This is a genomic window from Arthrobacter sp. NPDC056691 (genome assembly GCF_042791415.1).
Classification (GTDB): domain Bacteria; phylum Actinomycetota; class Actinomycetes; order Actinomycetales; family Micrococcaceae; genus Arthrobacter.
Map to the genome: position 1 here is coordinate 1 of NZ_JBHTXX010000023.1, position 19,068 is coordinate 19,068.

A 19,068-nucleotide genomic window follows, 5' to 3' on the forward strand; every position below is an offset into this window, starting at 1 on the left:
GCATCCATGGATGCAGCGGAACCGGCCTTTCGTGTTTTCGGCTTTATGTCCCGCTAGACGCGGGAGCTCCTGCCGGTCAGCTTCTTCCAGCGGGCGGTGAGGCCCCACTTCGTCACGTTAATCATGGCCTCCACCACGATGTTGCCGCTCATCTTGGAAGCCCCTAGTTCGCGCTCCACGAAGGTGATGGGCCGCTCCACGATGTTCAGCCCCATCTTCGCGACGCGCCATGCAAGGTCCACCTGGAAGCCGTAACCCACGGAATCGACCTGGTCCAGGTTCAGCTTCTCCAGCGTCGTCCGCCGGAACGCGCGATAACCGCCGGTCACGTCCTTGATCTTGAGGCCGAGCATGATGCGCGCGTACGTGCTTCCGGTCCGGGAAATCGCCTGCCGGTACAGTGGCCAGTTCACGACGCTTCCGCCCTTCACCCAGCGGGAACCCATGGCGAGGTCTGCGCCCTGGTCCACGGCCTCCAGGAGGGAGGGCAGCTGCTCGGGCTGGTGCGATCCGTCGGCGTCCATTTCCACCAGGACGTCGTAGCCCGCGTCCAGGCCCCACCTGAAGCCCGCGATGTAGGCGGCACCCAGGCCTTCCTTGCCCTTCCGGTGCAGGACGTGGACCTGGCTGTCCCCGGCAGCAATGCTGTCCGCCAGCTGCCCGGTGCCGTCAGGGCTGTTGTCGTCCACAACGAGGACGTCTGAAGCCGGCACGGCGGCGCGGAGGCGTCCCAGAGTCTTGGGAAGCGACTCCAGCTCGTTGTATGTGGGGATGATGGTGAGGACACGCACAGGGAGGCCTTTCCTGGATGGGAGCGGTCAGCACGCGGGAGCCTGACGAGAACGCCGGCTCGCAAAGCGCAACTCCCTATTATACGGGGCCCGCGGAGCGCTTGCGTCCGCGCAGCTTCCTCTCCGCGCAGCAGGCGGCGCGGACCCCAGTGCCGGGTCGGGCTGTGTTGCCCGGCGGCAGAGGCGGTGCCGGGGCCGCACATTTCCGTTCGCGCCTGGCTGGCGGCAAGCGGTGGCCGGGATCCGGCTCCGCCACGGGCGGGTCCACGCGCCACGGGCCAGTTCCTGATGCCGCGATAAGCGGATGGAGGAACTGTTTTCTGCTGCGCTTTGGACCCGCCCCCGGAAGCTCAATGCTACGGACTGGCTGGGGGCTGTCAACAGCCCCCTGACCTGCCCGTTCACGTATCGTCGCAGGTCAGGGGCGTGTTTTCGCACTTAATCCCGGCATGGCCGGGCGCTATGTGTCGCCGAATTAAGCCTGTTGAAGGTCAGGCCCGGAGGGCATCTGCGGAGAACAGCTCCAGCCCGTTCCTCACGGTCTGCAGGCACCGGGGATCATTGCCGGTGTCCAGCGCGGGCAGCAGCGGCGTGCGGGCTCGGGGGTCCGTGCTCCAGGACTGGACCCTGTTGTCGGCCACCTGGACCATGAGCTCATCCACCTCCCAGACGGCGAAGGTTGCGGGTGCGCCCGGTACCAGCTGGCCCGCCATGGGGTTTTCGTAGCGGGCGGCGCGCCAGCCGGCCCGCGTGTGTCCGAGGAATGCTGCGCGGGCAGAGATCCGCTGGTCAATATTGTGGTGCTCTAGGCACGCCCGCACGCTGGACCAGGGACGGAGCGGCGTCACCGGGCTGTCGCTGCCGAAACAGATGGGCACGCCGGCCGAATAGAACGAGGCAAACGGGTTCATGCCCCGGCTGCGGGAACCGAGGCGCTGCTCGTACAGCCGGCCCGGGCCGCCCCACGCGGCGTCGAACGCAGGCTGCGCGCTGACCGTCACTGAGTACTTCGCCAAGCGGGCGATGGCCTCGGCGTCGGCCATTTCTACGTGCTCCAAGCGGTGCCCGGCGGCCCGGACCCGCTGCTCCCCCACCTCAGCGGCCGCTTCCTCGAGGGCCTGCAGGGCCGCATCGAGGCCGGCGTCGCCAATGACGTGGAATCCGCCCTGGATGCCCAGCTCGGAGCACGCTGCCAGATGCGCGGCTGCCTCGGCTACGGAAAGATAGGCAGTGCCGGTTTCCCCCGGGGCATCCGCATAGGGTTCCCGCAGGGACGCCGTGCGCGAGCCGATCGATCCGTCAATGTTCAGGTCCCCGGCAAATCCGCGGACGCGGACCCCTAGCTCTGCGAGCAGCGCCTCGGCATCGGCGGCCGTCGGCGTCAATTGCCCCCAGTACGGCAACACCTCCGGCGCGGGGCGGGAGCCTGCCGCGTCATTCCATCCGGCGGCCAGCCGGAGGTCGTCGACGCTGCTGATTTTCGGGGCGCCCATTTCGGCCAGCGCCACATATCCGTTGGCCGCAGCCTCATCCAGCGCACGCCTCTGGTATTCCTTGAGCGCTCCGGCCGGCAGCCGGCGGGTGGCCTGCCGGGCAGCAGTGTGAGCCTGGCGCCTGACATGGCCGCCAGGCGCGTAGCCGTCCAGCTCCGCCAGCCCGGCACTGGCCACGAGTGACGGCGATACGAGGGCTGAATGCACATCAACCCGGGAAAGATATACCGGACGGCCGGCGGCTGCCCGCTCCAGCTCTCCGGCGTCCGGGAGCGTGGGATCGTCCCAGAGCGACTCATCCCAGCCGTGCCCCAGCACCGGGCCGCCTCCGCCCGAGGCCGCGACGGCGTCCAGCAGCTCGCGCGCCGACCGGACACCGCCCAGCTGCAGCGAGTCCAAGGCGATGCCGGTCTCGGTCAGGTGGGCGTGGGAATCAACAAAACCCGGGGCCACGAGGGCGCCGCGAAGGTCGATGACGTCCATGGAGCTGTCGGCGATCGAGGTGGCAGCCTGTTCCGAGCCAACCCACGCGATCGTGTCGCCGTCCACGAGCATGGCCGTGGCGAAGGGATCAGCCGCGGTGTAGACGGAACCGTTGCGGTACAGCGTGACCTTTGACGGTCGGGTTCCTTCCTGCGGGCGGGCGGGGGCATCGGCCATGGAGGCGCTCCTTGGAGATTTCAAACGGGGTATTGGGTACTGACATGTTCAATGCGGAGGGGCGTGGACGACGGGCGGTCAGCCCACGGTGGAGTAGGCGACGACGCCCCGCCTGATCAGCCTGATGGCTTCGGCGCAGAGCCGGGCCAGCCGGGGGTCCAGGCCGGGAATCTTGGCCAGCTGGTCCAGCAGGTCGATCACCTGCTTCACCCAGCGGACAAAGTCGCCAGCCGCAAGATCGGAACCGCTGAGCACCTCCTGCAGATGCCGGCCGCGGGCCCACTTGTACATGGGCCAGACCAGACCCAGCTCAGGCTCGCCGGTGAGCGGGAGCTTGTTCTGTTCCTCCACGTCCTCCAGTGCCGACCACTCGCGGACCACGATATCCACGGCGGTCTCCAGCGAAACGCTGGGCATGCGGGGCCGCAGGCCGCGGTCCTCCCGTTTGGCCTGGTACACCAGCACGCTGGCGAACGACGCCACCTCCACCGCATCCAGGTCATCGAAGGCGCCTTGCCGCAGGGCCTGCGAAATCAGCAGATCCTTCTCGCCGTAGATCCGGCGCAGCCGCTGGCCGTCGGTGCTGATGCGGTGCTGCCCGTCCTCCGTGGATTCAAGGTAGCCATAGGCCGAAAGGACATCGCAGACCCGGTCGAAGGTCTTGGCAATGGTGTTGGTGCGGCCCTGGATCTGGCGGACCAGACCATCGGTTTCCTTGCGGAGCTTCCACCAGCGTTCGGACCACCGGGCGTGGTCCTCGCGTTCGCTGCAGCCGTGGCAGGGGTGGGCTCGCAGGTCACGCCGCAGGTCGGCGATTTTCTTCTCCTGGTTTTGCGAGGCAGAGCCCAGCCCGAAGTCGTTGTTGCGGCTGCTTCCCCGCGCCGGCGGCCGGTTCTCCCGCAGTGCGTTCCGGACGGACGAAGCCAGGTCCCGCCGCGACTTGGGGACCTTGGCGTTGAAGGACTTGGGGATCCTGATCCGGGTCAGCGGCGCAATGGGCCCCTCAAGGTCGTCGACGCCTATCCGGCGCAGCTGGCTTTCCAGCGTCAGGACCGCAGGCCGGGGTTCGCGGGAGCTGTGGTCTGAGCTCAGCACCACGGCAAAACCAGGGGCCCTGCCTGCCGGGACATCCACAACGTCGCCCGGCAGGAGACGGCTCAGGGAGTCTTCGTTGAGCGACTTGCGGGCCCGTGACTTGCTGCGCGAACTGAAATTCTCGGCGTCGGAAAGTTCCCGCCGCAGCCGGGCGTACTCGGTGAAGTCGCCCAGATGGCACGTCATCGACGTGGCGTAGCCGGCCAGCGATTCCTCGCGGCCGCGGACCTGCCGGGCCAGCCCCACCACGGACCGGTCAGCCTGGAACTGGGCGAAGGAGGACTCCAGGATTTCCCGGGCCCTGGGCCGGCCGAACTGGGCGAGCAGGTTGATGCTCATGTTGTAGGTTGGCTGGAAGCTCGAATTCAGCGGATATGTCCGGCGGGAGGCCAGGCCGGCCACCGCAGCCGGATCCGTGCCCGGCTGCCACAGGACCACGGCATGGCCTTCGACGTCGATGCCGCGCCGGCCCGCCCTGCCGGTGAGCTGGGTGTACTCCCCCGCCGTGATATCCACGTGGGCTTCGCCGTTGAACTTGTCCAGCTTCTCCAGCACCACGGAACGGGCCGGCATGTTGACGCCGAGGGCCAGCGTCTCGGTGGCGAAGACCGCCTTCACCAGGCCGTCGGCAAAAAGCTTTTCAACCACTTCCTTGAACGTGGGAAGCATGCCGGCGTGGTGGGCAGCGATGCCGCGCAGGAGCCCGTCGCGCCAGGTCCAGAAGCCCAGTACTTCGAGGTCGTCGGACGGGATGTCCTGGCCCGCCTCGTCCACCCGCTGGGCGATGATGTGCTGCTCCCGCTCAGTGGTGAGCCATAGCCCGGACGCCACGCACTGGGCGACGGCGGCGTCACAGCCGGCCCGGGAGAAGATGAAAGTGATGGCGGGCAGCAGGTCCTGCCGGTCCAGGCTGGCAATGACCTGCGGCCTGCTTGCCCGCCGCACCGCGGTGCGGGTTTCCTGCTGTGGCCTGTCGCCGTAGCGCTGGCGCTGCTGCCGCCGCTGGCTCCGGCCGCCGTGGCCGAAGCGGCCCTGGAAATTGAGCTGGCTTTCTGACCTGGAGAGCGTCAGCAGCTCCGGGTTGACCTCGAAGCCCCGCTGGACGGCGTCCACCGGCGAAGGCGCAGATGGCACCGCCGAGGCCGTGGCGGAGTTGCCGGCCGGGGCGATTTCGTCGAAGGTGGTCTCGCCCGCGAACAGATCCACGATGTCCCTGCCCACCATGACGTGCTGCCAGAGCGGGACGGGACGGTGTTCGGAGACGATGACATCCGTGTCGCCGCGCACGGTGTCCAGCCAGGCGCCGAACTCCTCTGCGTTGGAGACTGTGGCGCTGAGGGACGCGACCTGCACCTCGCTGGGCAGGTGGATGATGACTTCCTCCCAGACTGCACCGCGGAAGCGGTCGGCCAGGTAGTGGACCTCGTCCATGACCACAAAACCCAGGTCGAACAGGGTGTCGGAGTCGGCGTAGAGCATGTTGCGCAGGACCTCGGTGGTCATGACCACCACGGGCGCGTCGCCGTTGATGCTGGTGTCGCCGGTCAGGAGTCCGACGTTCTGCTCGCCGTACTTCTCCGTCAACTCGGTGAATTTCTGGTTGCTGAGCGCCTTGATGGGCGTGGTGTAGAAGGCCTTCAGCCCGCGCTGAAGCGCCAGGTACACGGCGAACTCGCCCACGATGGTCTTACCGGCGCCGGTGGGCGCGGCCACCAGGACCCCGCGGCCCTCCTGGAGGGATTTGCACGCCTGGCGCTGGAAGTCATCCAGTTCAAAGCTCAGTGTGCGGGCGAATGCGCCCAGGTGGGTCTTTGCTTCCACGGCCCGTTCGGCGCTGGCGCGGTACCGTTCGGAGGGCGACGGAGTGGTGGTGGACATGCCTCAAGCCTAATGGGGGCGTAGCTAGAGATTCTTCAGCTCACTGCCCGGAGTCGCGATATCGGCTGTGGCCTCGGTCTCAGCGGCCCGCTTCTCTGCCCGGCGCGCACGGCGGCGGTCGTTCAGCACGCACAGGCCGATGGCCGCAAAGAAGAGCACCAGCATGGGAGTGGCGAGGTAGAACATGCTCATGGCGTCAGCGCCGGGGGCCGCCATGGCGGCAAACAGGCAGACGAGGAACACCGTGACGCGCCAGCTCTTGAGGAGCTGGTCCCCCCGCAGGAGCCCGGCGAGGTTCAGCCCGACCAGGACCACCGGGAGCAGGAAGGCGATGCCGAAGGCCAGCAGCAGCCGCAAGACAAAGGACAGGTAGACCTGGGCGCTGATGAAGTTGGACCCGCCGGACGGGGTGAATTCTGTGAGGACCCGGACGGCGTTGGGCAGGACGAGCCAGGCCATCGTGACGCCGCCGACAAAGAGCGGTACGGCGGCCGCCACGAAGGACAATGCCAGCCGGCGCTCCTTCTTGTGCAGGCCTGGCACGATGAAGGCCCAGAGCTGGTACAGCCACACCGGACTGGCCAGGATGACGCCCAGGAAGACGGACACCTGGATCATGAGGTCGAACGAGCTCGCCACGCCGTCGAAGTTGAGGGACGCCTGGCGGCCCGCATTGTTGTTCAGGTCCCGGATCGGCTTGATCAGGGCAGTGAGCATGGGCTGGTAGACCATGAAACCCGCAACGGTGGCGAGCACAACGGCAATAGCGGACTTGAACAGCCTGTTCCTGAGTTCGCGCAGATGGTCCAGCAGAGCCATCCGTCCCTCAGGATTGGAGCGACGACTCATGGTTAGTGCCACGTAATCTTAGGCGCGGTTGGGGGGCGGAACGTCGTTTCCGTCGGCAGGACGGTTTTCCGTCGTGGCGGAACGCGGGTGGTTGACGACGGTGCCTTCAACAGGATCGGAGCCGTCCTTGGCTTCCGGGGCGCCGTCCTTCTTCATCTCGCGGACCTCCGACTTGAAAATGCGCATCGACTGGCCGAGGCTCCGGGCCATGCCGGGGAGCTTCGGTGCAGCGAAGAGCACCAAAGCCAGGACGATGATGATGATGAGATGCCAGCCTTCAAGCCTCATGGTGGGTGTTCCTTTCGTTTAGTAACATCCTACGTTTATCTGAATTCGATGTCGCGCAGCGACTGGGGCTGGCCCCGTTCGGCCTTCCGGCGGACCCGGCGCTGACGCCGGGCCTCCCTGCGGGCCTCTTTGGATGCGTGGTAATCATGGCGCATCTGGTGCGGCGAGGCAAAAGGGGCCGTTCCCGGTGCAACCCCGACGACGGCGGAATGAGTCGCCGCCTCATGGGCGCCTGCGAACGCTGCAGCGGAAACCGGAAGGCTGGTGAGCTTGTCCCCCGCTTCACCGAGCTCCTTGACCGTCGCCATGAACTGGCGGAACAGGCGGACACCCATGAGCACGAAGAACAACAGGGACAGCGACACAAGTGCCACCCAAATAAGGATCCAGGACCACCAAGGCATGCTGAGTAGTCTAGCTGGCGTATTGGCTAGCCGTTGTACAGCGCCAGGGCCGCCTCGATCCAGTCCCGCGAGGCACGGGCCAGCCCCTCAGGTTCCAGGATCCGTGCCGTTCCGCCGTGCTGGGCAACAAACATGGGCAGCCATGCCGTATTGCCGAACCGGATATCCGCCACCAGGCCGCCGTCGGGCAGCGGTGCCGTCCGCTCGGCATAGTAGTCGTCCGCGAGCCCGGCACCGCGGGCGGTGAGCTGGACGGTGACCAGAGTGTCGTCGTCGTTGGCGGTGAACAGCTTTGCCGGGAACCCGCCGTCGGGCTTTATTGCGGACGAGACCGGCTTGCCGGTCGGGGTGAGGTCCTCGATCCGGTCCAGCCGGAAATTCCGGAGCCCGGCCGCCGAATGGCAGTAGGCCTCGAAGTACCACGTGTTGTCCATGGAATAGAGGCGGAGCGGATCCACGTCCCGCTCCGAATAGGTGTCCTTCTGCGCGGAAAGGTAGACGAGGTGCAGCTGGGACCCGGATTCAATCGCGTCGCGGATGACCTCGAGGTTGGCCGAGTTGGCAGGTCCCACCTCCGGCCCGGACAGGGCAGCGGCACGGAGCCCCTCCTCCCCCGCAGCAGCCATCAGCTTGAGCGTCACCGAGTCCAGGGCACTTCCCTCAGCCAGTTCCGGGAGGCCGTTCAGGGTCTCGAGGCCCGTGAGCAGGGCGCAGGCCTCGTCCACGGTGAAACGGACCGGCCGGTTCAGCTCCATGGACTGGCTGATGAAAACGTGGCCTTCCTCCCACTGGATGTCCAGCAGCTCGTCCGGGTACCCCTGCGGGAGGCCGGAACAGATCAGGATCAGCAGATCGCCCTCCAGCTCCTGCCGGGTCACCCCGAACCGGTCGGCGACCTCCTCGATGGGCAGGCCCTGGTTGCGGACCAGGAACGGCACCAGCTGCAGCATCCGCTTGAGCTGGTCCTCCGAGGTACGTTTCCGGGTCCGCTTTCCCGTCCCTGCATGCGCAAACGAATAGCGCGGCACCGGAGCGTCAACGAAGGCGGCGGCAGAAGCCAGGCGGCGCTGCACGGCAGCGGAAAGCTCCGCGGGGCCCACCACCCTGACGTTCGGCCCGTAGGAGGCGAGTTCCTCCCCGAGCACCTCGGCGTCACGGTAGGGAACGGTGAGCCGGTCCCAGCCGGCGTCGGCCTCCGCGGCCGTGTCTTCTTCCGAGTCCGTGGCCGGATCCGAGCCGGCGGACGTAGGGTCGGCCGTAGCGGCCCCGGCGGCGCGCTTGCGCAGCCCCAGCAGCTTGCCGCTGCGGACGTCCACGACGGCGGTGCTGAGCGGAAGCTCCGGCAGGCTGTTCAGCTCGGCACGGACGTTGAAGCCGGCGGGCGGCGTGAAGGGCTCCCTGTCCAGAATGGTGACGGCCGACGTGAAGCGTGACAGCCGGAAGAAGCGTTTGGCGCCGCGGCTCCGGTCGAACCCGACGAGGTACCACTGGCCGAAGCGGCTGCCCAGGCCCCACGGTTCAACGGTGCGTTCCTCTTCCCGGCCCGTGCTGCCGGCGAGGTAGTGGAAGCGGACGGCGTGCTCGGCGTGCATGGCGGCCACCAGGTCCTCAAACGCCTGGCCGGCGGGCTTGATGCGCGGCTGCACGCCGGCGGGAAGTTCGACGTCGGCCAGGCCGCCCGCCGCCTGGAGCTTGCGGAGTGCGTTGCCCGCGGCCGTGCCCAGTGCCGCCTGCTCCCAGAGCTGGGAAGCCAGCAGCAGGACTGTCCACTCGTCCGGGCTCAGCTCCACGTCCGGCAGGCGGTTGGATTCCTTGCCGATCCGGTACCGGGTGGTGCCGGGATCGTCCGAACTCCAGCCCAGGTCCGTGACCGTCTCGACGTCGAAACCGAAGTCGCGAAGGTCGTTCTTGTCACGTTCGAACATCCGGCCGAAGGCCGCGTCGCTGGCCGCACCGCCCGCGTAGATCTTTTCCCGCAGCTCACTGCGGCGCAGGCCGTACCGCGAGTTCAGCAGTGCGATCAGGAGGTTCAGCAGGCGTTCAGTACGTTGGGCGGACACCCTCGTTACGTTACTAAAGCCGTTCCGGCAAAAACGCGAAAGCGCGGCAACAATCCGGAAAATGCTTCCGATTGTTACCGCGCTTGCGCAGTTTTAGTGGCCGGGGCAGCCGGTGGTGGGCCCACGCCGGCGAGGGCCCCAGCCCGAGCTTGCGAGGGCAGGGAGCCGGTGCGGACTTGCGAGGGCAGGGAGCCGGTGGGGACTAGCGGACGCCCACCAGGTCCACGACGAAGATGAGTGCCTCGTTCGGGCCGATGGCCCCACCGGCACCGCGTGAGCCGTAGGCCAGCTCCGAGGGGATCTCCAGGCGGCGGCGTCCGCCCACCTTCATGCCGAGCAGCCCCTGGTCCCAGCCCTGGATGACCTGGCCGACGCCGACCCGGAAGTCCAGCGGTGCGCCGCGGCCCCAGGAGGCGTCGAACTCTTCGCCGGTGGACCAGGCCACGCCGACGTAGTGCGTGGACACGGTGTCGCCGGCCTTGGCCTCGGGGCCGTCGCCCTCAATGATGTCCGTGATAACGAGTTCCGTGGGCACCGGGCCTTCGGGGAAGTCGATTTCCGGCTTTTCGCGGTCGAGCTTGCGCTGGCCAAATGACATGGTTGCTCCTTCTGCTGGTGGAAACTCTGCTTTTGTGCGAATCAGGGGTTGTTACTTGGCGCCGAGGATGTCGACGACGAACACGAGGTCGCCCTTGGCGTCACCCTGGCCGGAGTCGCCATAAGCGAGGTCCTTGGGGATTACGAGCAGGACGCGCGATCCGACGGTCTTGCCCGTCAGGCCCTGGGTCCAGCCCTTGATGACCTGGTTCAGCGCGAACGATGCCGGCTCCTTGCGGTCAAAGCTGGAGTCGAACTTCTTGCCGCTGGCAAGGGCCACGCCGACGTAGTTGACGGTCAGGGTGTTGGTCGCCTTGACGGCGGCACCCTTGCCCTTAATCAGGTCCTGGGCAATGAGCTTCTTGGGGGCTGCAACGCCCTTCACCGAGATCTCCGGGATGCCGTCCTTCTCGGTGACGGTCGGCAGGCCTGCCGGCGGAGTGACGGGATCGCCTTCGGGCTTGTCCAGGGCCTTGGGTGCATCCTTGGCCGAAAGCACCTTGATGATCAGGAGCTGGGACGGCTGGGCGGCGGCACCTTGGGTGGCGGCTTGCCCCGGAGCGACCAGGGCGAGCTGGGAGCCCACCTTGGCGCCCACGAATGCGTTGTAAATTATGGGACTGCTGGTTTTGACTTCATCGCTCAGCTCGAAGGACTGTGGGTCCTTGGCGAAGCCGTCGTCGATGGTGGAGCCGTCCTTGGCATTTATTCTCAGAACCGAGATCTCGGCGATCTGGTTGGCCTTCACACGGTCGCCGCTGCCTTCGGTGACAACCTTGACGGTGGGTTCGGTAACCTCGAGGGGCTTGGTGAACTCGACGCCCGGGGCTTTCTTGTCCCCCTTGTCCGTCAGCTTGAGCGAGTCGAGCTTGGCGGTCTCACCCGCGGACTGGCTGGTCGGTTCCGGGGCTGCCGGCTCCTGGCCACCACAGGCGGTCAGCAGAAGCAGCGCGGGAAGAAGGATTGCTAGTAGTCGGCGCACGTAAGAACTTTCGTCGGGGCAAGATGGATGCCCTGCCGGTGGCGGTGCTGCACACGGCAAGGCAGTCAGGGCCGCAGAACGGCCTCTTCCAGAGTAACGCGAAAAGCTGGGTATCAGCCCATAGAGTCCAGCAGGGCATCAACCCGCTCGTCAACGTTGCGGAACGGGTCTTTGCACAGAATGGTCTGGTGGGCGCGGTCGTTGAGCTTGAGATGGACCCAGTCCACCGTGTAGTCACGGCCCAATTCCTGCGCCTTGCGGACGAAGTCGCCCCGCAGTTTGGCCCGGGTGGTCTGCGGCGGCGCGTCCACGGCGTCCTTGATGGCGGTCTCGTCGGTGACGCGGCGGACAGCGCCACGGGACTGGAGCAGGTAGTACAGGCCGCGGGAGCGGGAGATGTCGTGGTAGGTGAGGTCCAGCTGCGCGATCCGCGGGGCGTCCAGGCCCAGGCCGTGGCGCCTGCGGTAGCTGTCCATCAGCTTCTTCTTGATGGCCCAGTCAATCTCGGTGTCGATGGTGCTGGCGTCGCCGCTTTCGATGGCGCGCAGCGTCCGCCCCCACAGGTCCAGGATCAGCGGGACGTGCGGATTGTGGGCGCCGTTTTCCTCGACGAAGGCAGTGACTTTGGTCAGGTACTCCTGCTGGATCTCCAGCGCGGTGAGCTGGCGGCCGTTGGCGAGCCGGACCAGTGCGCGGCCGCTCAGGTCATGGGAGATCTCCCGGATGCTGCGGATGGGGTTCTCCATCCGCATGTCCCGCATGATCACGCCTGCCTCGATCATCCGCAGGATGAGGTCTACGGTGCCCACCTTGAGTAACGCCGTGGTCTCGGACATGTTCGAGTCGCCGACGATCACATGCAGCCGGCGGTAGAACTCGGCATCGGCATGCGGCTCGTCGCGGGTGTTGATGATGGGCCGGGAACGGGTGGTGGCCGAGGACACGCCTTCCCAGATGTGGTCCGCCCGCTGTGAAAACGCGTAGGTAGCCCCGTGCGGCGTCTTCAGGATCTTGCCCGCGCCGGCGATGAGCTGGCGTGTAACGAGGAACGGAATGAGGATCTCTGCCAGCCGGGTGAATTCGCCGCGGCGGGGAATGAGATAGTTCTCGTGGCTGCCGTAGGAGTTGCCGGCGGAGTCGGTGTTGTTCTTGAACAGGTACACCGTGCCGTTGAAGCCCTCGGCCGCGAGCCGGGACTGGGCCTCGTCCACGAGGTCATCGAGGATGAGCTCCCCGGCGCGGTCGTGGGCGATCAGCTGGGCGAGGTCGTCGCATTCCGCCGTGGCGTATTCCGGGTGCGAGCCCACGTCGAGGTACAGGCGGGACCCGTTGGTGAGGAACACGTTGGAGGACCGTCCCCAGCTGACCACCTTGCGGAACAGGTAGCGGGCTACTTCCTCCGGGGCGAGGGGCCGGGAGTCCGGGCTCGAATAGGAAATCCCGAATTCGGTTTCAATGCCGAAGATCCTCTTGTCCATGTCAGCTCTCCTCAGCCAGCAGTTCCACAACGTCCTGGTCGGACAATCTGCGGAAAGCCCTCCGCGTCCCCCTGTTGCTTTCCGAACTGCGGTCCAGCACCGCCACTTCCAAGGCCTTGGCGGGCAGGTCGGCTGCCTCGTTGTCGGTCACGAGTCCCCTGGCGGCGAGCCGGATCGCCGCCGCGAACGACAGGTCGCGCTGCCAGCCGCCTTCGATCGCCCCGGACACCTTGTCCGCCTGGCCGCCCATCACAATGAAGTTATGCTCGTCCGCGATCGAGCCGTCGAACGTGAGGCGGTAGAGGTGGTCGAGGTCCTGGCTGGCCCCGACTTCGGCCACAGCCAATTCCACCTCGAACGGCTTCTGCTCCGCGGTGAAGACGGCGCCCAGGCTCTGGGCGTACACGCTTGCCAGTCCCCTGGCCGTGACGTCCTCGCGGTCGTACGAGTAGCCGCGGACGTCGGCGTAGCGCACCCCGGCCTGGCGGAGGCTCTCGAATTCGTTGTACTTCCCGACGGCGGCGAAGGCGATCTTGTCGTAGATTTCGCCGATCTTGTGCAGCGACGGTGACGGGTTCTCCGCCACCAGCGCGATCCCGTCCTCGCAGCTGACCACAATCACGGACCGGCCGCGGGCGATGCCTTTCCGTGCGAAATCCGCACGGTCCTTCATCAGCTGTTCGGGAGAGACATAGAACTGCTGTGTCATATCAGGCCTCCCGCCGGGCAGCTGCCCTGGACTCGATGATGTTTCCGGCCATGGCGGCGAGTTCCCGTTCGGAGACCCGCCGGGCTCCTGCCCGGTTGACGGCGTACACCACGGGCCACAGCTGCCGCACGGGGTCGGGGCCGCCGGTGGCGGAGTCGTCGTCGGCTGCGTCATAGAGGGATTCGACGGCCACGGCTATGGCTTCGTCCTCGGGCAGGTTGGGCCGCCAAAGCTTCTTCAGTGCGCCGCGGGCGAACATTGACCCGGAGCCTACGGCATGGTGTTCCTGTTCCTCGTAGCGGCCGCCGGTCACATCGTAGGAGAAGAGCCGCCCCGCTCCGGCGGCAGCGTCAAAGCCTGCGAACAGCGGCACCACGGCCAGGCCCTGCAGTGCCATCGGCAGGTTGCCCCGGATCATGGCGCCGAGACGGTTCGCCTTGCCCTCCAGGCTCAGCGGGGTTCCCTCGATCTTCTCGTAGTGTTCCAGCTCCACCTGGAACAGGCGGGTCAGGTCAATCGCGATGCCTGCAGTGCCGGCGATGCCGACTACTGAGTACTGGTCGGCGGGAAAGACTTTTTCGATGTGCCGGCTGGCGATGATGTTGCCCATGGTGGCCCGGCGGTCACCGGCCATGACGATGCCGCCGGCGTAGGTCATGGCCACAATGGTGGTGGCGTGGGGCACGGCGGGCGGCTGGCCGGCGGACATGCCCGTAGCCAATGGCGCGTATTGGGGAAGCAGTTCCGGACGGTCGCGTTGGAGATGCTCAGTGAACGACGACGTCGCGTGGGCGGCTACCTTGTTGGCTGTTGTCTCCTGCACTGGTGCACTCCTTCAACGTGATAATTCAGCGGCTGTCCGGTACCTCTGGCCTCCGTGCCCGGTGCGGGTGGTGTCGCTGCCGGTCTACTGGCCGCCCTTTTGCACGAATGCCCGGACGAATTCCTCCGCGTTGGACTCCAGGACGCCGTCGATCTCGTCAAGGAGATCGTCAACACCCTGCGTCGAGGCGGATGCCTGACCATCTGCGGGCGCCGGCGGTACGGGGACCTCTTCCTCGACCTCGGTGTCGCGTGGCTGCGGCTGCTGCTGCTCCTGGCCTGCCATGTCCTTCTCCTTTATCCAGTCCCCCATTTCCGGGAGGACATCTTGTATGCCCATATTGCCACGCAAAGGGGCTTTGCGGGGTGCATTATGCCGGTGGCGGAGCCGGTGCCGATCCGAGGAGTTCGGCAAGGAAAGGTCCGGCGTCACGGTGCCTCTCAAACAGCCCTCCGGTCAGTGCCTTGGTGCCGCGCAGCGGCTCCCTGGTGGGGACGCGCTGCAGCCGTCCGTAGCCCGGCACGTCGAAGATCACCGAGTCCCAACTGGCCCCCACAACGTCCTTGCTGAAGCTGCTGACGCAGCGTCCGCGGAAGTACGCCCGGGTGTCCGACGGCGGTGCCGTCACCGCGGCGGCGATGTCGGCGTCGTCCACGATCCGCTGCATCCGGTTCCGGGACAGCAGCCGGTAGTAGAGCCCCTTTTCGGGCCGGAGGTCGGCCCACTGCAGATCCACCAGGCCGAGCCGGGCGTCATTCCACTGGAGCCCGTCGCGCTGGCGGTAGCCCTCCAGGATGGACAGCTTGGCCAGCCACTCCACCGAGGTTGCGGCGGCGGCCCGGTCGCTGTCCAGCTGGGTCAGGGTGGTGGCCCACCGCTCCAGCACGGCGTGGGTGTGGCCGTCGCCGTCAACGGCGTCCCCTACCCCGGTGTCCTGTGCCAGCTTGGCGGCGGCCTCGTGGTACATCCACTGCAGATCCAGGGCCGTCACCCGGCGGCCGTCCAGCAGCCTGACCTTGGCGGCCAGGGTGGTGTCGTGGCTGATGGCCTGCAGCGCGGCCACCGGTTCGTGGACCTCGATCCGCGGTGCGAGGCCCGCCTCGATCAGGCTCAGCACCATGGCGGTGGTCCCGAACTTCAGGTAGTTCGACACCTGGCTCAGGTTGGCGTCGCCGATGATGACGTGCAGCCGCCGGTACTTGTCCGCCGTCGCGTGCGGCTCGTCGCGGGTGTTGATGATGGGACGCCGGATGGTGGTCTCAAGTCCCACCTCCGCCTCGAAGAAGTCCGCCCGCTGGCTGATCTGGTAGCCGGACCGGGAGCTGTCCTGGCCCTGGCCCACCCGCCCCGAACCGCAGATGACCTGCCGCGACACGAAGAACGGGGTCAGCCCCCGAACGATGTCGCCGAACGGCACGGACCGCGGCATGAGGTAGTTCTCGTGCGACCCGTAGGACACGGACTTGTTGTCGGTGTTGTTCTTGTAGAGGTTGACGGCGGGCAGTTCCGTGTCGCTGGCGAGCCTGCGGACCGCAGCCAGGCCTACTAGGTCCCCGGCCGCGTCCCAGGCAACCGCCGCCGCGGGGTTGGTGACCTCCGGGCTCGAGTACTCGGGGTGGGCGTGGTCCACGTAGAGCCGTGCCCCGTTGCCGAGCACCATGTTCATCAGCAGCGAGCCCGACTCGTCCTCGCCGTCGAGCTCAAGCTCTTCCCGGCCGTAGGCAAGCGCCACGGCCTCGGCGTCCAGGACCGGCGGCTGGTCCGTCAGCTGGCTCGGGTGGGCCTGGCCGCGTTCAAGCGTCCAGCCCCGGGCGTCGTGCAGCGGTTCCTCGTCCGTGTAGTCCCAGCGGGTTTCGGCGCCGCCGGCGGCCCGGAGCCGGGTGACCTGGGCGTACGCCTGGACCACCCGGGCGGACATCATGGTGGCATTGGCGCCCGGCGCGGCCGGCGCGTGAATCCCGTATTCGGTTTCGGACCCCATGACCCGCATGGCGCCGCCGGCCGGCAGGCCACCTCCCAGCGCTGATTCGGAGCCGGCCGTCACAGGTACTGGCCCGTGTTGGGCATGGTCTCGATAGACTTGCCGGGCTCCTGGCCGGCCTTGCCCTGCACGATGGTACGGATGTACGTGATGCGCTCACCCTTCTTGCCGGAGATGCGTGCCCAGTCATCCGGGTTGGTGGTGTTGGGCATGTCCTCGTGTTCGCGGAACTCATCGACGACGGCCCGCAGCAGGTGGTCGATGCGCAGGCCCTTCTGCTGGGTGGTCAGGAGGTCCTTGATGGCGTACTTCTTGGCCCGGTCCACGACGTTCTGGACCACGGCTCCGGAGTTGAAGTCCTTGAAGTACAGCATCTCGGTGTCGCCGTTGGCGTAGGTGACCTCAAGGTACTCGTTGGACTTCTCGGTGGAGTACATGGCTTCCACGGTCCGCTGGATCATGGCGTCCACCGTCTCGTGGACATCGCCGTCGTGTTCCACGAGGTCGTCCTCGTGGAACGGCAGGTCCGGGGTGATGTACTTCTTGAAGATGTCCGCCGCGGCTTCGGCGTCGGGGCGCTGGATCTTGACCTTCACGTCCAAGCGGCCGGGGCGCAGGATGGCGGGATCGATCATGTCCTCGCGGTTGGAGGCGCCGATGACAATCACGTTGTCGAGCCGCTCCACGCCGTCGATCTCGCTCAGCAGCTGCGGCACGATCGTGGTTTCGACGTCGGAGGAGATGCCCGTGCCCCGGGTGCGGAAGAGCGAGTCCATCTCGTCGAAGAAGACCACTACGGGGCTGCCGTCCGAGGCCTTTTCGCGGGCACGGGAGAAGATCAGCCGGATGTGGCGTTCGGTTTCGCCGACGTACTTGTCGAGGAGCTCGGGGCCCTTGATGTTGAGGAAGTAGCTCTTCAGGTCGATGTTTCCGCTGCGTTCCGCGGCGCGCGCGGCCAGGGAGTTTGCGACCGCCTTGGCGATGAGGGTCTTGCCGCAGCCCGGAGGGCCGTAAAGCAGGATGCCCTTGGGCGCCTTGAGTCCGTGCTCCCGGTACAGGTCCGGGTGCAGGAACGGCAGCTCGATGGCGTCCCGGATCTGTTCGATCTGCGGGCCCAGGCCGCCGATGTCCTCGTAGGTAATGTCCGGGACTTCCTCCAGGACAAGGTTCTCGACCTCGGACCGCGGCACCTTTTCGAGGGCATACCCGGTGCGTGAATCGATGGAGAGGGCGTCGCCCACCCGCAGCTTCTCGCTTAGGAGCGGGCCGGCGAGTCGGATGACGCGCTCCTCATCGGCACGTCCCAGCACCAGGGCACGGTCCGGGCCGAGCAGTTCCTTGAGCGTGACGAGTTCGCCCGCGCGCTCGTAGCCGAGACCGGCCACCACCAGGAGAGCCTCGTTAAGGAGGACCTCCTGGCCGGCGGCCAGCTGGTTGATGTTGACCAGGGGGCTGATGCCAACCCGCATTTTGCGCCCGGCGTTGAAGATGTCCACCGATTCCTCGGTGGCCGCCTGGCCGCTGCCGGCGCCCTGGCGCCGCGGGTTCAGCTGGAGGATGGTGCCGAAGCTGTACGGAGGCTGCCCCTCCTGGTCCAGGGCGTTCTTCAGCCGGAGTATTTCGGCCTTGGCTGTTTCCAGCATCGCCACGAGTTTGGTGTTGTTCTGCGTGGCAGCTGCCAGTTGGCGGTCGATATGCCTCAGTTTGTCCCTGAGGATATTGACCTGCCGGTCCGCGACAGACAGTTCGTTGGCGCCGGCCTGTTCAGCCGGCGTTGGCACGGAGTCATTGTTTGGCGTCTCCATGATCATCAGCCCCTTCCTGCGCTTCTCTTAAGACCATAGCCCCAAGTTGGCTGGTAGAGCCGACGACATCCGAAATACGGACTAGTTTGTGATCTCCGGGTCGTCCTTCACATTGGTGCCGGCTATCGCGTCCCGCGCGGCCCGGCGGAGCTTCTTGTCCGAGACCAGGCGTTCGCCCACAGCGCCGGGCGTCCAGGCGTTGACGTCCTCTTCGGCGAATTCGGTCTTGGAGGGGCGCCGCTTGACGGAGATGCCGGTGACGCCGTCAGCGAGCCGCCGCGTGACCAGCAGGAATCCGGTGTGGGCGACCATCCTGTGGTCGGGGCGCACGGCGAGTCCTTCAAGGTGCCAGCCGCGGACCATGGATTCCCAGGCGTCCGGTTCGGTGAAGCGGCCGTCGGCGCGGATGGCCTCAGCGGTGCGTGAGAGCTGGGTGACGGTGGCGACGTAGTTGATCCACACGCCGCCAGGTGCCAGGACGGTGGCCACGGCGTCGAGGCATTCCCAGGGTGCCAGCATGTCCAGGACCACGCGGTCCACGGAGCCGGGCTCTTCGGCGCGGACCACTTCCTCCTGGAAGTCCCCGAGGGAGATCTGCCAGGCCGGGTGCGGGCCGCCGAAGATCGTCTCCACGTTGCCGCGGGCGATGGCCGCGAATTCCTCGCGGCGTTCGAAGGAGTGAAGGTAACCCTGGTCCCCTACTGCACGCAGCAGCGAGATGGAGAGTGCGCCTGAGCCCACGCCCGCTTCCACCACGCGCGCTCCCGGGAAGATGTCAGCCATGGTGATGATCTGGCCGGCGTCCTTGGGGTAGACCACGGCAGCGCCGCGGGGCATGGACAGGACGAAGTCGGAGAGCAGCGGGCGGAGCGTCTGGTACTGCTGGCCGACGTTGTTGACCACCACCGAGCCGTCCACTTTGCCGATGATTTCATCGTGGTTGAGGAAGCCGCGGTGGGTGTGGAAGGCTCCGCCGGCCTCGAGGCTGATGGTGTTCATGCGCCCGCGCTCGTCCGTCAGCTGGACCCGTTCGCCCTCGCGGAAGGGGCCGCGCCGCCGGGCAGCACCGACCGGCTGGTCCGCGGTCCCGGCTGCAGTGCCGGAGGAAAGGCCCGTGCTGGTTCCGTTGGCGGCAGATTCGCTGCTCATGACTGTGTCCTCGCTCCTGTGAAAGC

General features: G+C 66.8%; 16 protein-coding genes. All 16 read right to left on the reverse strand.

From position 1 onward, the window contains the following. Window positions 1-53: 53 nt before the first annotated feature. The gene (locus tag ACFRAU_RS17070) at window positions 54-791 is read right to left on the reverse strand and encodes a polyprenol monophosphomannose synthase (protein ID WP_377997033.1); all 738 of its coding nucleotides are present in this window, start codon (window positions 789-791) and stop codon (window positions 54-56) included. 491 nt (window positions 792-1,282) lie between these two features. Next, window positions 1,283-2,944 (reverse strand): amidohydrolase, encoded by a 1,662-nt coding sequence (locus ACFRAU_RS17075; RefSeq protein WP_377997032.1) that lies wholly within the window; start codon window positions 2,942-2,944, stop codon window positions 1,283-1,285. 78 nt (window positions 2,945-3,022) lie between these two features. Beyond that, window positions 3,023-5,917 carry a DEAD/DEAH box helicase gene (locus tag ACFRAU_RS17080; protein ID WP_378000829.1) on the reverse strand — a complete coding sequence of 965 codons (2,895 nt, stop codon included), beginning with the start codon at window positions 5,915-5,917 and terminating at the stop codon, window positions 3,023-3,025. Window positions 5,918-5,941: 24 nt separating this feature from the next. Next, window positions 5,942-6,736, reverse strand: a complete 795-nt coding sequence (tatC, locus tag ACFRAU_RS17085) for a twin-arginine translocase subunit TatC (RefSeq protein ID WP_377997035.1) — start codon at window positions 6,734-6,736, stop codon at window positions 5,942-5,944. A 48-nt stretch (window positions 6,737-6,784) separates the two neighbouring features. Further along, window positions 6,785-7,054, reverse strand: coding sequence for a Sec-independent protein translocase subunit TatA (gene tatA / locus ACFRAU_RS17090; RefSeq protein ID WP_377951068.1), 270 nt, complete (start codon window positions 7,052-7,054; stop codon window positions 6,785-6,787). A 35-nt stretch (window positions 7,055-7,089) separates the two neighbouring features. Then, a complete protein-coding gene (locus ACFRAU_RS17095) occupies window positions 7,090-7,458 on the reverse strand; it encodes a hypothetical protein (protein ID WP_377997030.1) in 369 nt (122 codons plus the stop codon). A 26-nt stretch (window positions 7,459-7,484) separates the two neighbouring features. Beyond that, entirely contained in the window at window positions 7,485-9,518 is a 2,034-nt protein-coding gene (locus ACFRAU_RS17100; protein WP_377997029.1) for a helix-turn-helix transcriptional regulator, read from the reverse strand. A gap of 202 nt (window positions 9,519-9,720) precedes the next feature. Further along, window positions 9,721-10,116, reverse strand: a complete 396-nt coding sequence (locus ACFRAU_RS17105) for an FKBP-type peptidyl-prolyl cis-trans isomerase (protein WP_307102959.1) — start codon at window positions 10,114-10,116, stop codon at window positions 9,721-9,723. Window positions 10,117-10,167: 51 nt separating this feature from the next. Then, window positions 10,168-11,097, reverse strand: a complete 930-nt coding sequence (locus tag ACFRAU_RS17110; RefSeq protein ID WP_377997028.1) for an FKBP-type peptidyl-prolyl cis-trans isomerase — start codon at window positions 11,095-11,097, stop codon at window positions 10,168-10,170. Between the two features lie 113 nt (window positions 11,098-11,210). Beyond that, a complete protein-coding gene (pafA, locus tag ACFRAU_RS17115; protein WP_377997027.1) occupies window positions 11,211-12,575 on the reverse strand; it encodes a Pup--protein ligase in 1,365 nt (454 codons plus the stop codon). Window position 12,576: 1 nt separating this feature from the next. Then, window positions 12,577-13,284 (reverse strand): proteasome subunit alpha, encoded by a 708-nt coding sequence (gene prcA, locus ACFRAU_RS17120; protein ID WP_377997026.1) that lies wholly within the window; start codon window positions 13,282-13,284, stop codon window positions 12,577-12,579. A 1-nt stretch (window position 13,285) separates the two neighbouring features. Next, window positions 13,286-14,107: a proteasome subunit beta gene (prcB, locus tag ACFRAU_RS17125; RefSeq protein ID WP_377997025.1), complete on the reverse strand. Its 822-nt coding sequence runs from the start codon at window positions 14,105-14,107 to the stop codon at window positions 13,286-13,288. Between the two features lie 84 nt (window positions 14,108-14,191). Further along, window positions 14,192-14,392 (reverse strand): ubiquitin-like protein Pup, encoded by a 201-nt coding sequence (locus ACFRAU_RS17130; RefSeq protein WP_331568735.1) that lies wholly within the window; start codon window positions 14,390-14,392, stop codon window positions 14,192-14,194. A gap of 85 nt (window positions 14,393-14,477) precedes the next feature. Next, window positions 14,478-16,097 carry a depupylase/deamidase Dop gene (dop, locus tag ACFRAU_RS17135; protein WP_377997034.1) on the reverse strand — a complete coding sequence of 540 codons (1,620 nt, stop codon included), beginning with the start codon at window positions 16,095-16,097 and terminating at the stop codon, window positions 14,478-14,480. A gap of 50 nt (window positions 16,098-16,147) precedes the next feature. Next, entirely contained in the window at window positions 16,148-17,893 is a 1,746-nt protein-coding gene (gene arc, locus ACFRAU_RS17140) for a proteasome ATPase (protein WP_378000830.1), read from the reverse strand. An 81-nt stretch (window positions 17,894-17,974) separates the two neighbouring features. Continuing rightward, the gene (locus ACFRAU_RS17145; RefSeq protein WP_377997023.1) at window positions 17,975-19,042 is read right to left on the reverse strand and encodes a tRNA (adenine-N1)-methyltransferase; all 1,068 of its coding nucleotides are present in this window, start codon (window positions 19,040-19,042) and stop codon (window positions 17,975-17,977) included. Window positions 19,043-19,068: the final 26 nt, after the last annotated feature.